The organism is Pseudomonas retamae (assembly GCF_043496865.1).
In the GTDB taxonomy this organism is placed as follows: domain Bacteria; phylum Pseudomonadota; class Gammaproteobacteria; order Pseudomonadales; family Pseudomonadaceae; genus Aquipseudomonas; species Aquipseudomonas retamae.
The window spans coordinates 142061-154392 of sequence record NZ_JBIEIL010000012.1 but is presented as its reverse complement, the minus strand read 5'-3'; the positions used below and the strand labels follow the sequence as shown (position 1 = coordinate 154392).

The following is a 12332-nucleotide window of genomic DNA, read 5'->3' as shown; positions in this document are numbered from 1 at the left end:
CCTGCTCGCGATGGGGCCGGCAAAAGCGCCGCACATCTGTCATGAACGCCACTTGTCTGCGACATGATGCCGTTTCATATGCCATCCAAAAGCGGTTGGGTTAGAATGCCCCCCTTTTCTGCCCCCCCGATCCTTGAGGACCGCCATGTTCAGCCGTGATTTGACTATTGCCAAGTACGACGCCGACCTTTTTGCCGCCATGGAGCAAGAAGCTCAGCGTCAGGAAGAACACATTGAGCTGATCGCTTCGGAAAACTACACCAGCCCAGCGGTGATGGAAGCTCAAGGCTCGGTCCTGACCAACAAGTACGCCGAAGGCTACCCGGGCAAGCGCTACTACGGTGGTTGCGAATACGTCGACGTGGTCGAGCAACTGGCCATCGACCGTGCCAAGGAACTGTTCGGCGCCGATTACGCCAACGTTCAACCGCACGCCGGTTCCCAAGCCAACGCCGCGGTCTACCTGGCCCTGCTGTCGGCGGGTGACACCATTCTGGGCATGAGCCTGGCCCACGGCGGTCACCTGACCCACGGCGCCAGCGTTTCCTCCTCGGGCAAGCTGTACAACGCCGTGCAGTACGGCATCGACGCCAACGGCCTGATCGACTACGACGAAGTCGAGCGCCTGGCGGTCGAGCACAAGCCGAAAATGATCGTGGCCGGTTTCTCTGCCTACTCGCAGATCCTCGACTTCCCACGCTTCCGCGCCATCGCCGACAAAGTCGGCGCCTATCTGTTCGTCGACATGGCCCACGTGGCCGGTCTGGTCGCCGCTGGCGTCTACCCGAACCCGGTGCCGTTCGCTGACGTCGTCACCACCACCACGCACAAGACCCTGCGCGGTCCACGTGGCGGTCTGATCCTGGCGCGCGCCAACGCCGACATCGAGAAGAAGCTCAACTCTGCCGTTTTCCCGGGCGCCCAGGGTGGCCCACTGGAGCACGTGATCGCTGCCAAGGCGATCTGCTTCAAGGAAGCGCTGCAGCCTGAGTTCAAGGTCTACCAGCAACAAGTGGTGAAAAACGCCCAGGCCATGGCCAGCGTATTCATCGAGCGCGGTTTCGACGTGGTTTCGGGCGGTACTGAAAACCACCTGTTCCTGCTGTCGCTGATCAAGCAGGAAATCTCCGGTAAAGACGCCGACGCCGCTCTGGGCAAAGCGTTCATCACCGTGAACAAGAACTCCGTGCCTAACGACCCACGTTCGCCGTTCGTCACCTCCGGTCTGCGTTTCGGTACTCCGGCAGTGACCACTCGCGGCTTCAAAGAGGCTGAGTGCAAAGAGCTGGCCGGCTGGATCTGCGACATCCTGGCAGACCTGAACAACGAAGCGGTGATCGACGCCGTGCGTGAAAAAGTCAAAGCCATCTGCAAGAAACTGCCGGTATACGGCGCGTAAATCGCGACGTCAAACCCGCAGCAGGAAAAACCGGCCATGTGATTGGCCGGTTTTTTTTCGCCCGTATTTTTTCAAACGCATGAACCGCTCAAGCATGGGGCTTGCCGCACAACTGGTCAGACCGGTCATGCCAATTCGTCATTTTTAACTTGCGATCAGTAAAAAACAGCGCCTAGACTGCGCCTGCACTGGACATACCGGTAAGACCACAATAATTAAGTCCTGAATCCGATGCGCCAAGCGTGCGGCAGCCAGGACACCGACCCAGGATTCCTCCCATGCTCAGATGGTGCTCGCGTTCAATCTTCCTCCAAGTGGTTCTCGGACTGATGCTCGGCATCGTCTGCGGGCTGCCCCTCCCTGAATACTCGGCCCAGCTCAAACCGCTCGGCGACGGTTTCATCAAACTGATCAAGATGCTCATCGGCCTGATCGTGTTTTGCGTGGTGGTCAGCGGCATCAGTGGCGCGGGCGATCTGAAGAAGGTCGGGCGCATCGGCCTCAAGTCGGTGATCTACTTCGAAGTGCTGACCACTATCGCTCTGGTGATCGGCCTGGTGTTCGCCTTCAGCACCGGCATCGGCAGCGGCGCGAATATTCATCTGGAGCAACTGTCCCGCGCTGACATGGGCGACCTCGCCGAACGCGGGCAGCACATGCACACCACCACGCAATTTCTGATGGACCTGATCCCGACCTCGGTGATCGGTGCCTTCGCCGACAACAACATTCTGCAAGTGCTGCTGTTCTCGGTGCTGTTCGGCAGCGCGTTGAATCTGGTCGGCGAAGCGGCGTCGGGGATTTCGCGGCTGATCAACGAACTGAGCCATGTGATCTTCCGCATCATGGGCATGATCGTGCGCCTGGCACCGATCGGCGTGTTTGGCGCCATCGCCTTCACTACCAGCAAATATGGCCTGGATTCGCTGCAGCATCTGGGCAGCCTGGTCGGCCTGTTTTATCTGACCTGCATCGCGTTTGTCAGCGTGATTCTTGGTCTGGTGATGCGTGCTTCCGGCCTGCGCATGTGGCCGCTGCTCAAGTACCTGCGCGAAGAATTGCTGATTGTCATGGGCACCGCCTCCTCCGACGCCGTGCTGCCGCAGATCATGCGCAAGCTTGAACACCTGGGCATCGGCAGTTCCACCGTCGGGCTGGTGATTCCGACCGGGTACTCGTTCAACCTCGACGGTTTTTCGATTTATCTGACGCTGGCCATCGTGTTCATCGCCAACGCCACGGGTACACCGCTGGCGATGACCGACCTGCTGACGATTCTGCTGGTGTCGCTGATCACTTCCAAAGGCGCCCACGGCATTCCCGGTTCGGCGCTGGTGATTCTGGCGGCAACGCTGACCGCTATTCCGGCGATCCCGGTGGTCGGTCTGGTGCTGGTGCTCGCGGTGGACTGGTTCATGGGCATCGGCCGCGCGCTGACCAACCTGATCGGCAACTGCGTCGCCACCGTCGCCATCGCCCGCTGGGAAAGGGACATCGACGTGCAACGGGCCAACAAGGTGCTCAACGGCGAACAGGGCTATGACTTCCAGCCGAGAAAAACCGTCGCCCAGGCGGCGGCCAAAGAATTTTGATCGATCGCCGTGCCTGCTGCTCGGCAGGCACGGCGCAGGAGCCAATACGTGATTACAACTTCAACCGTCGTCAACTCAGTGGTGGAAAAGCTCCGCGCGGCACTGGCCCGCGGTCAGTGGCGCTGCGGTGAAATGCTGCCGGGCCAGCGTGAACTGGCCGAACAATTGGGCATCAGCCGGCCGAGCCTGCGCGAAGCGGTGATCGTTCTGGAAACCCTTGGTCTGGTGCGTTCAATGCCGGGCAAAGGTGTGGTGGTGCTCGACGCGCAACTGAGCGACAACCCGAACCACGACAGTGCCGTCGCCGGTGCCAGCCTCGAAGACGTGCTGCAACTGCGCTACACCCTCGAGCCGTTCATTGTCGGCCTCGTCGCGCAATCGATCAGCAGCAAGGAAGTCGGGCAGTTGCGCCTGACCCTGATGGACATGCGCGAAGCCCTCGAAGCGGGCGACAGCGAAGCCGGGGTCAGCGCCTATATCGCTTTCCACGAGGAACTGTTCACCCTGACCTCGAACCCGATTTTCCAAAGTGTCGTACAGCAGACCAGCAACGCGCTCAAGCAAAGCGCCGAAGTGCTGCGCAATTCTCCCGAGCACCTGGCCGAACGTCTGGAAGAAAACGAAGCGGTGGTTCGCGCGATCCGCAGCAAGAACAGCGCGCAGGCCAGCGCCGAAATGCGTCGGCACATTCTGCGAGAAGGCCAGCGCATGGGCGTCGAGCTGAATATCCCGGAAGACAACCTGCCTAACTGAATTACTTTTTGGAGACCGGCCATGAACAGTGTCGCCGCAACGCCGCACGCTCACTCTGCAGGCGCCCCACTGCCCTTCACTCGCCTGCGCGGCGCGGTGAACGATCTGTACCCGCGCCTGCTCGAGGCGATTCTGGAGCAGCGAATCACGCCGGCCAGCCGTTTTACCGAGGACAGCCTGCAGGCGATGTTCAGCGCCGGCCGCGCTGATGTACGACGGGTGCTGACGCAGTTGTCCCATGAGCAGATCGTAGTATTGCGCGCCAATCATCGACCGCGAGTGGCCGCGCCTGATCGGGATCTGATCCGGCAGACCTTGCATGCGCGACGGCTGGCTGAGAACACGCTGGTCAGATTGGCCTGTCAGAGTCCGCAGCCAGACGATTTGGAATGCTTGCGCACGTTGATAGAGCGCGGGAAGCGCGCCATCGAGCAGGATCGGCGCGGGGCGGCGATTCGGTTGTCGGGGGAGTTTCATTTGCAGTTGGCACGGATGGCGGGGAATGTGCCGCTGACGCATTTTCTGCGCAGTCTGGTGCCGTTGACGTCGTTGGCCATTGCGCGAAATCAATGTTCGACGCGAAGCTGTTGCGCATCGCAAGAGCATTTGGCGTTGGTTGAAGTTGTGGAGCGAGGTGATGCTTCCAAGGCCGGGATGCTGATGAATCGGCATCTGGATCATCTTGAGCAGACACTGCTGGGGACAACCTTTCAACATTGTGTTGTGAGTTAAATCGTCATCGCGGGCAAGCCCGCGATGACGTCAGCTCTGACACCGAAAAATCATCAGGCAGAAGCTACCCTGGCAAACCCCGCCCGAATCTTCTCCTGGGGCAAATCATCGGCAATAAACACCATCACACTTTCGCGCTTCTCACCCTCGGCCCATTCAGTGTCCCAGTCGAAACCGTAAAGTTTCAGCACCCCCTGAAACACCAGCCGCCGATCCTCGCCGGCGATGTTCAACACACCTTTGTAACGCAACAATTGCTTGCCGTGTTCCTCCAGCAGTTCGTTCATGAACTCGCTGAGCTGATCGATATCCAGCGGCTGATCGGTGCGTAGCACCAGGCTGGAAATCCGATCGATCGAAGGCGCCTTGCCCACCGGACGCAGGCTCAAGCCGCCGCCGAGATCGGCGTTCAGGTTAAAGCCGCGCACATCCAGCAGTTCCGCCAGATCAATGTTGCCATGCTCGACCACGCGGACTGGCGCACGGCGGTTGATCCGCGTCAGCCGCTCGCTCAGCGCGGTGAAGGTGGCTTCGTCGACCAGATCGGTTTTGCTCACCAGCAGGCGGTCGGCGAAACCGATCTGCGCCTGGGCGATGGTCTGGCTCAGATGCACGTTGGCATGCGCGGCATCGACCAGGGTGATGATGCCGTCGAGCAGGTAACGCTCGCGCAGCTCTTCATCGATGAAAAAGGTCTGCGCTACCGGGGCTGGATCGGCAAGGCCGGTGCACTCGATGACCAGACGATCAAAGGCGATCTCGCCGCTGTCCAGCCGTTCGAGCAGCAGGTACAGCGCCTTGGTCAGGTCGGTGTGAATGGTGCAGCAGACGCAGCCGTTGGCCAGGGTCATGACTTGCACTGGCTCGTCGCCGAGCAACTGCGTGTCGATGCCGGCGTCGCTGAATTCGTTTTCGATCACGGCGATTTTCAGGCCGTGCTCGGCTTTCAATAAATGGCGCAGCAAAGTGGTCTTGCCAGCGCCGAGGAAACCGCTGAGTACCGTGACCGGAATGGGAGAGGACAAAACTCGATCTCCTTCACAAAATGAATGAACAACACAAAAACAACTGTGGGAGCGAGCCTGCTCGCGAAAGCGGTGTGCCAGTCAACTATTCATCAACTGACACTCCGTATTCGCGAGCAGGCTCGCTCCCACAGGGTTAGCACTGGCCTCTGGCTGTCAGCTCAACAGCACTTCGGCCCACCCTTGCCACCGTAACGCGCCTCCTGACGTTCGCGAAAGAACATCTCGTAGCTCATCACCGGTTTGTCCGGGTGTTTGGTTTGCATATGCTCGACGTAGGTGTCGTAGTCGGGCATGCCGACCATCAGGCGTGCGGCCTGACCGAGGTATTTACCGAGGCGACTCAGGTCATTGAACATGCTGCAATCCTCTGGTTACGCATCCGGCAGGGCCTGGAATGGCGATTCTTTATCCGTACGCTCTTTTTTGCCCCAGGCGGCGATGCCGACCTTGAGTGCATAGAACAGGATGCTGAACACCACGAACAGGAACAGCGCGGTGAGTGTGGCGTTGGTGTAGGCGTTGAAGATCACATGCTGCATCTGCTCGACGCTTTTTGCCGGTGCCAGCACCTGACCATTGGCCAGCGCATCGCTGTACTTCTTGGCCAGCGACAGAAAGCCGATCGCCGGGTTGGCGTCGAACAGCTTGATGAAGCCTGCGGTCGTGGTGCAGATCAACAGCCAGGTAGCAGGCAGCAGGGTGACCCAGATGTAGCGCTGGCGCTTCATCTTGATCAGGACCACGGTGCCGAGCATCAGCGCAATACCGGCGAGCATCTGGTTGGAGATGCCGAACAGTGGCCACAGGGTGTTGATGCCGCCCAGTGGATCGACCACGCCCTGATACAGCAACCAGCCCCACATCGCCACACAGCCGGCGGTGGCGATCAGGTTGGCGCCCCACGATTCGGTGCGTTTCAGCGCCGGAACGAACGAGCCGAGCAGGTCCTGCAGCATGAAACGACCGGCACGGGTACCGGCGTCGACTGCGGTCAGAATGAACAGCGCTTCGAACAGGATCGCGAAGTGGTACCAGAACGCCATGGTGTTTTCACCCGGCAGGACACTGTGCAGGATCTGCGCAATACCCACCGCCAGGGTCGGCGCGCCGCCGGCACGGGCCAGAATGGTGGTTTCACCGATGTCATGGGCAACCGCTTGCAACGCTTCAGGCGTGATCGCAAAGCCCCAGCTGGTGACCATCTGCGCCACTGACGCAGCATCACTGCCCACCACGGCGGCCGGGCTGTTCATGGCGAAGTACACGCCCGGCTCGATCACCGAAGCGGCAACCATGGCCATGATCGCTACGAACGATTCCATCAGCATGCCGCCGTAACCGATATAGCGGGCGTTGGTTTCGTTATCCAGCAGCTTGGGCGTGGTGCCCGAGGAGATCAGCGCGTGGAAACCCGATACCGCACCGCAGGCGATGGTGATGAACAGGAACGGGAACAGACCGCCCTTCCACACCGGCCCGGTGCCGTCGACGAACTGGGTCAGTGCCGGCATTTTCAGCTCGGGCATGGTCACCAGAATACCGATCGCCAGCGCGACGATGGTACCGATCTTGAGGAAGGTCGACAGGTAGTCACGCGGCGCGAGAATCAGCCAGACCGGCAGCGACGCGGCGACAAAACCGTAACCGACCAGCATCCAGGTAATCTGCACGCCGGTGAAGGTGAAGGCTTTGGCCCAGACCGGATCGGCAGCAATCTGCCCACCGAGCCAGATCGAACCGAGCAGCAGCAATACGCCGACTACGGAGATCTCGCCGATGCGGCCCGGGCGGATGTAGCGCATGTAGATGCCCATGAACATCGCGATCGGGATGGTCGCCATCACGGTGAAGATGCCCCACGGGCTTTCCGCCAGGGCCTTGACCACGATCAGCGCCAGCACCGCAAGGATGATGATCATGATCAGGAAGCAGCCGAACAGCGCGATGGTTCCGGGAATCCGGCCCATTTCTTCGCGGACCATGTCGCCCAGGGAACGGCCGTTGCGTCGGGTCGACATGAACAGGACCATGAAGTCCTGCACCGCGCCCGCCAGCACCACACCGGCAATCAGCCAGAGCGTACCGGGCAGGTAGCCCATCTGCGCTGCCAATACCGGGCCGACCAGCGGCCCCGCGCCAGCGATGGCCGCGAAGTGGTGACCGAAAAGAATGTGTTTGTTGGTCGGCACATAGTCCAGACCGTCGTTGTTGAGCACGGCGGGGGTGGCCCGTCGCGCGTCGAGTTGCATCACGTTGTTGGCGATGAACAGACTGTAGTAACGGTACGCAACCAGATAAATGGCCACGGCAGCGACCACGATCCACAAGGCGTTGATCGCCTCGCCGCGGCGCAATGCCACTACGCCCAGGGCGCACGCTCCTACGATTGCCAGCACTAGCCAGGGTAAGTGGCGTAGCAGGCTATTATTATTTTTCATTTTTTTATTCCAGCCAGGGTGGACAAGAAAGACAGCCACCCCGAGTTTAGCGCTAACGGTGCCAAAGGCCATACCCCGACATAGGTCTATCTGAGCCCTGTCGCGCTGGCACGCTCGGACAAGGCGGGTCTATAGTCAGCGAACCTTCGGAGGATTGCCCCATGAACGAGCCTTCAGACAACCGTCGTCGCTTCAAACGTATTGCGTTCGATGCCAGAACCGAGCTGAGTCAGGGCGAGTACATCTGGCAGGTCAAACTGATCGACCTGTCACTCAAGGGTTTGCTGGTCGAACGGCCGGAGCCGTGGCTCGGTGATCGGGAAAAGGATTTTTTCGTCGACATTCATCTGAGCGAAGACGTCGACATTGAGATGGACGTGCAATTGGCCCATGAGGAAAACGGCCATTTGGGGTTCATTTGTCGACATATCAGCCTGGAGTCGATCCAGCGCTTGCGGCGGTTGATCGAGCTGAATCTGGCGGACGCGGCCGAGCTTGAGCGCGAATTGGGCGCCCTGATCGAAATCTAGCCATCACTACAAATCCTCCTGTGGGAGCGAGCCTGCTCGCGAAGACGGTGTGTCATTGAACAATGATGCCGACTGACACGGCCCCTTCGCGAGCAGGCTCGCTCCCACAGGTTCGCAGTTCACTCAAACAATGCGTCGAGAGCCTGTTCGAGGCGGGTAACAGCAATAATCTGCAAGCCTGCCGGCGATTCCTTCGGCGCATTGCCCTTGGGCACGATCGCGCGTTTGAAACCATGCTTGGCCGCTTCCTTCAAGCGCTCCTGCCCGCTCGGCACCGGGCGCACTTCGCCGGACAGGCCGACCTCGCCGAACACCAACAGATCATGCGGCAACGGCCGATTGCGCAAGCTCGACATGACCGCCGCCATGAGTGCCAGATCGGAAGCGGTTTCCAGCACCTTGACCCCGCCGACCACATTGAGAAAAACGTCCTGATCGTGGGTCGGAATCCCGCCGTGGCGGTGCAGAACCGCGAGTAACATCGCCAGGCGGTTCTGATCCAGCCCCAGCGTCACTCGACGCGGATTGGCCAGATGGCTGTCATCGACCAGCGCCTGCACTTCCACCAGCATCGGCCGGGTGCCCTCCCACGTCGCCATGACCACGCTGCCGGGGACTTCTTCCTGGGCGCGCGTGAGGAAAATCGCCGAAGGGTTGGAGACTTCCTTCAAACCCTTGTCGGTCATGCCGAACACGCCCAGCTCGTTGACCGCGCCAAAACGGTTCTTTACCGCGCGCAGCAAGCGCAAGCGCCCATCGGACTCGCCTTCGAAATACAGCACGGTATCGACCATGTGCTCAAGCACGCGCGGGCCAGCCAGTGCGCCCTCCTTGGTGACGTGGCCGACCAGGAAAATCGCCGTACCGCTCTGCTTGGCGTAACGCACCAGCAGCGCCGCACTTTCGCGCACCTGGGAAACGCCGCCGGGTGCCGATTGCAGTTGTTCGGTGAAAATCGTCTGGATCGAGTCGATCACCATCACCTTGGGTTTTTCCTGGCGGGCGGTGGCGATGATGGTTTCGATGCAGGTTTCGGTCATCACCCGCAATTGGTCCTGCGGCAAGCCGAGGCGGCGAGCGCGCATGGCCACTTGCTGCTGGGACTCTTCGCCGGTGACGTACAGCGCCGGCATGCTCTTGGCGAGGTTGCACAGGGTTTGCAGCAGAATCGTCGACTTGCCGATGCCCGGATCACCGCCGATCAGCACCACCGAACCGTCGACCAGGCCGCCGCCGAGCACGCGATCGAGTTCACCGGAGGCTGTAGAAAAACGCGGGATTTCTTCGATGCTGACTTCGGCCAGGGTCTTGATCTGCGCTTGTTGCCCGGCCCAACCGGTGCGCCCGGTGGGTGCCGTGGCGCCGCCGCTCTCGATCATGGTTTCGGTCAGCGTGTTCCAGGCGCCGCATTCACCGCACTGGCCGGCCCACTTGGGAAAGGTTGCGCCGCACTCGGTGCAGCCGTACATGCGCTTGGCCTTGGCCATCAGAATCCCCGACAAAAACCGCGATGATAACCTACAGGCCCGCGATCAGCGCGGCGCCGGATTACGGATTTCGCCGCTGGCCAGACGTGCGGCGCTGTTGCCCAGCGGGTCTTCGGCATTCAGGTCGGCACCCTTGGCTTTCAGCGCATCGAGCAGTTCCAGACGCTTGAACAACCCGGCATACATCGCCGCCGTCTGCCCGGCGCCGTTGCGTTGATCGGGGCTGCAGTCAGTGGCCATCAGGCGCCGGGCGATCTGCACTTCGCCTTTGAAAATCGCGCCCATCAGCGCCGTATTGCCGCGCTGATCCTGGGCGCAGGCGTCGGCGCCGGCCGCAAGCAAGCGCTCCACGGCAGGCGCCTGACCGTGATAAGCGGCGAGGATCAGCGCGGTGTATCCCTTGCTGTCCCGGGTATCGAGGGAATAGCCCGATTCGATGAACGTCTCGAGCATCGGCACATCACCGCGCCGCGCCGCGTCGAAATAGTAATCGCGCAATTGTGCCTGGATCGCCTCGGGACTCTGTTCTATCGGTGCCGACCATGCGGTGAGCGACAGGCACGCGGCCAATAGGAAAAGACAGGTTCGCATCAGCAGTCTCCTTCAACGGAACGGGGCCTGATGCAGGCCCCGCTGGTGTTATCGCACTGTCAGTCGACCAGTTTCGCCGCCAGGGTCTTGACCCGGCTCAAGTCACCCTTGGCAACTTCCGTCACGCCGGTGCCGTATTCCGGATCGGCCTTGTACAGGAACGACAGGATGATGTGCTTGCTTTCATCGTCGGTGGTGGCCAGCGAGCCACCGAAGCTGTCGATCAGGTCGCGACGCTCTTTCTTGCTGAACGAGCGATACAGATCGCCGGCCTGCTTGAAGTTCTGCTCGCGCTGGATCTTCGCCTGCTGAGTGCTGCCCGACAGCGCCAGTTGGCTGTAACGCGCGCTCGACGTCTCTTCACGCGGTTGCAGACGGCTAGGCTGGTAATTCACCCCGCTGTTGCTGGCACCAACGTTCATCGCACCGTCCTGATTGCCATTGTTCACCGCAACTTTCGGCGCGTTGATGGGCAATTGCAGCGCATTGGCACCCAGGCGATACATTTGTGTATCGGCATAGGAGAACACTCGGCCCTGCAATAACCGGTCTTCGGAGGGTTCGATACCCGGAACCACATTCGCCGGCGCCATGGCTACTTGTTCGGTTTCTTGAAAGACATTCGCCGGATTACGGTTCAAGACCATTTGTCCAACTTTCCGCTCTGCAATACCCGGCCAGATCTTGGTGGCATCCAATGGATCAAAATCAAACTTGGACAAATCCTGCGGTTTCAGAACTTGAACGTACAAGTCCCACTTCGGGAAGTTACCCTTATTGATGTTGCTCACCAGATCATTGGTCATGTGGCTGTAATCCTGACCCTGAACTTTGGCGACTTGTTTTGGCGTCAGGTTATTGAGCCCTTGCAGGCTCTTCCAGTGAAACTTGACGTAGTGAACTTCACCTTTGGCGTTGATCAACTTATAAGCGTGTACACCATTACCGTCCATTTCCCGATAACTGGCCGGAGTGCCCGCGTTGGAATACAACTCGGTCAGCGTACGCGTGGCTTCCGGTACATGCGAGAAGAAGTCGAACCGGCGCGAGTCATCGTCGAGGTTGGTTCGCGGATCAGGCTTGAACGCGTGGACCATGTCGGGGAATTTGATCGCGTCGCGAATGAAGAAGGTCGGGAAGTTGTTGCCCACCAGATCCCAGTTGCCATCAGCGGTGTAGAACTTGGTGGCGAAGCCGCGCGGGTCACGCAGGGTTTCCGGCGAGTGATTACCGTGAACCACTGCCGAGAAGCGCACGAAGACTGGTGTGGTCTGGCCCGCGGCAAACACCTTGGCCTTGCTCAGGTCGCTGAGGTCGTTGCTCACCGTGAATGTGCCGTGAGCACCGGTACCGCGGGCGTGAACCACACGCTCGGGAATGCGCTCGCGATCGAAACGTTGCAGTTTCTGAATGAGTTGTACGTCCTGCAGCAGTACCGGGCCGGTGGCGCCGGCCGTCTGCGAGTTCTGATTATCGCCGACGGCCGCGCCGTTATCGCGAGTCAGTGGTGCTGCATTCACGGAGAAACTCAGCAGGCCGGCGGTCAGTACACCAAGCGTGCGGCGACGGGGAAAAGCCCCCAGTCCAAATGCGGAAGTCATATCAGGATCCTCTGGTTGTTTTTGCGGCGCATCCAGGTGCGCCATCCCAAGGCTAGAGGCCTGCGGCGGTGAACATAAATAGAAAGAACGTAACGCCATGATTGAGAAAATTGGCTTTCCGGTCAGCGAGTTACGCGCTATTTCGCGCGCGATTGCTGGCACTTTGCAAACTAATCGTCTA

11 protein-coding genes are annotated in these 12332 nt (G+C 60.1%); 5 read left to right on the top strand and 6 right to left on the bottom strand.

Features of this window, described 5'->3' with window-relative positions; translation table 11 throughout:
• Positions 1 to 145 precede the first annotated feature (145 nt).
• The 4 genes from glyA (at position 146) to ACGSLL_RS22325 (ending at position 4476) form a co-directional block, all read left to right on the top strand.
• Complete coding sequence (gene glyA / locus ACGSLL_RS22340; RefSeq protein ID WP_090286474.1) at positions 146 to 1399, top strand: serine hydroxymethyltransferase; 1254 nt, start codon at positions 146 to 148, stop codon at positions 1397 to 1399.
• Positions 1400 to 1677: 278 nt separating this feature from the next.
• Positions 1678 to 2991: a C4-dicarboxylate transporter DctA gene (locus ACGSLL_RS22335; protein ID WP_394507961.1), complete on the top strand. Its 1314-nt coding sequence runs from the start codon at positions 1678 to 1680 to the stop codon at positions 2989 to 2991.
• Positions 2992 to 3039: 48 nt separating this feature from the next.
• Positions 3040 to 3744 carry a FadR/GntR family transcriptional regulator gene (locus ACGSLL_RS22330; protein ID WP_394507960.1) on the top strand — a complete coding sequence of 235 codons (705 nt, stop codon included), beginning with the start codon at positions 3040 to 3042 and terminating at the stop codon, positions 3742 to 3744.
• Positions 3745 to 3765: 21 nt separating this feature from the next.
• A complete protein-coding gene (locus ACGSLL_RS22325; protein ID WP_394507959.1) occupies positions 3766 to 4476 on the top strand; it encodes a GntR family transcriptional regulator in 711 nt (236 codons plus the stop codon).
• A gap of 53 nt (positions 4477 to 4529) precedes the next feature.
• Here ACGSLL_RS22325 and yjiA read toward each other — a convergent pair whose 3' ends face one another.
• The 3 genes from yjiA to ACGSLL_RS22310 form a co-directional block, all read right to left on the bottom strand.
• Positions 4530 to 5501: a GTPase gene (gene yjiA / locus ACGSLL_RS22320; RefSeq protein ID WP_394507958.1), complete on the bottom strand. Its 972-nt coding sequence runs from the start codon at positions 5499 to 5501 to the stop codon at positions 4530 to 4532.
• Positions 5502 to 5662: 161 nt separating this feature from the next.
• Positions 5663 to 5860, bottom strand: coding sequence for a YbdD/YjiX family protein (locus tag ACGSLL_RS22315; RefSeq protein WP_003228401.1), 198 nt, complete (start codon positions 5858 to 5860; stop codon positions 5663 to 5665).
• 15 nt (positions 5861 to 5875) lie between these two features.
• Positions 5876 to 7942: a carbon starvation CstA family protein gene (locus ACGSLL_RS22310; RefSeq protein ID WP_394507957.1), complete on the bottom strand. Its 2067-nt coding sequence runs from the start codon at positions 7940 to 7942 to the stop codon at positions 5876 to 5878.
• 161 nt (positions 7943 to 8103) lie between these two features.
• Here ACGSLL_RS22310 and ACGSLL_RS22305 point away from each other — a divergent pair, with 161 nt between their 5' ends.
• Positions 8104 to 8472 (top strand): PilZ domain-containing protein, encoded by a 369-nt coding sequence (locus tag ACGSLL_RS22305; RefSeq protein WP_394507956.1) that lies wholly within the window; start codon positions 8104 to 8106, stop codon positions 8470 to 8472.
• A 119-nt stretch (positions 8473 to 8591) separates the two neighbouring features.
• Here ACGSLL_RS22305 and radA read toward each other — a convergent pair whose 3' ends face one another.
• From radA to katB, 3 genes are read right to left on the bottom strand one after another with little or no spacing between them, the layout of a single operon-like run.
• Positions 8592 to 9959 (bottom strand): DNA repair protein RadA, encoded by a 1368-nt coding sequence (radA, locus tag ACGSLL_RS22300; protein ID WP_095181861.1) that lies wholly within the window; start codon positions 9957 to 9959, stop codon positions 8592 to 8594.
• A 45-nt stretch (positions 9960 to 10004) separates the two neighbouring features.
• On the bottom strand, positions 10005 to 10550 hold the full coding sequence (locus ACGSLL_RS22295; protein WP_394507955.1) for an ankyrin repeat domain-containing protein: 546 nt from the start codon (positions 10548 to 10550) through the stop codon (positions 10005 to 10007).
• A 59-nt stretch (positions 10551 to 10609) separates the two neighbouring features.
• Entirely contained in the window at positions 10610 to 12151 is a 1542-nt protein-coding gene (katB, locus tag ACGSLL_RS22290; protein WP_394507954.1) for a catalase KatB, read from the bottom strand.
• Positions 12152 to 12332: the final 181 nt, after the last annotated feature.

What these genes read in the sequence shown, in the direction of transcription:
- glyA (WP_090286474.1), top strand. Translation starts at nt 146, where the DNA reads ATGTTCAGCCGTGATTTGACTATTGCCAAGTACGACGCCGACCTTTTT.
- ACGSLL_RS22335 (WP_394507961.1), top strand. Translation starts at nt 1,678, where the DNA reads ATGCTCAGATGGTGCTCGCGTTCAATCTTCCTCCAAGTGGTTCTCGGA.
- ACGSLL_RS22325 (WP_394507959.1), top strand. Translation starts at nt 3,766, where the DNA reads ATGAACAGTGTCGCCGCAACGCCGCACGCTCACTCTGCAGGCGCCCCA.
- ACGSLL_RS22315 (WP_003228401.1), bottom strand. Translation starts at nt 5,860, where the DNA reads ATGTTCAATGACCTGAGTCGCCTCGGTAAATACCTCGGTCAGGCCGCA.
- ACGSLL_RS22310 (WP_394507957.1), bottom strand. Translation starts at nt 7,942, where the DNA reads ATGAAAAATAATAATAGCCTGCTACGCCACTTACCCTGGCTAGTGCTG.
- ACGSLL_RS22305 (WP_394507956.1), top strand. Translation starts at nt 8,104, where the DNA reads ATGAACGAGCCTTCAGACAACCGTCGTCGCTTCAAACGTATTGCGTTC.
- radA (WP_095181861.1), bottom strand. Translation starts at nt 9,959, where the DNA reads ATGGCCAAGGCCAAGCGCATGTACGGCTGCACCGAGTGCGGCGCAACC.
- ACGSLL_RS22295 (WP_394507955.1), bottom strand. Translation starts at nt 10,550, where the DNA reads ATGCGAACCTGTCTTTTCCTATTGGCCGCGTGCCTGTCGCTCACCGCA.
- katB (WP_394507954.1), bottom strand. Translation starts at nt 12,151, where the DNA reads ATGACTTCCGCATTTGGACTGGGGGCTTTTCCCCGTCGCCGCACGCTT.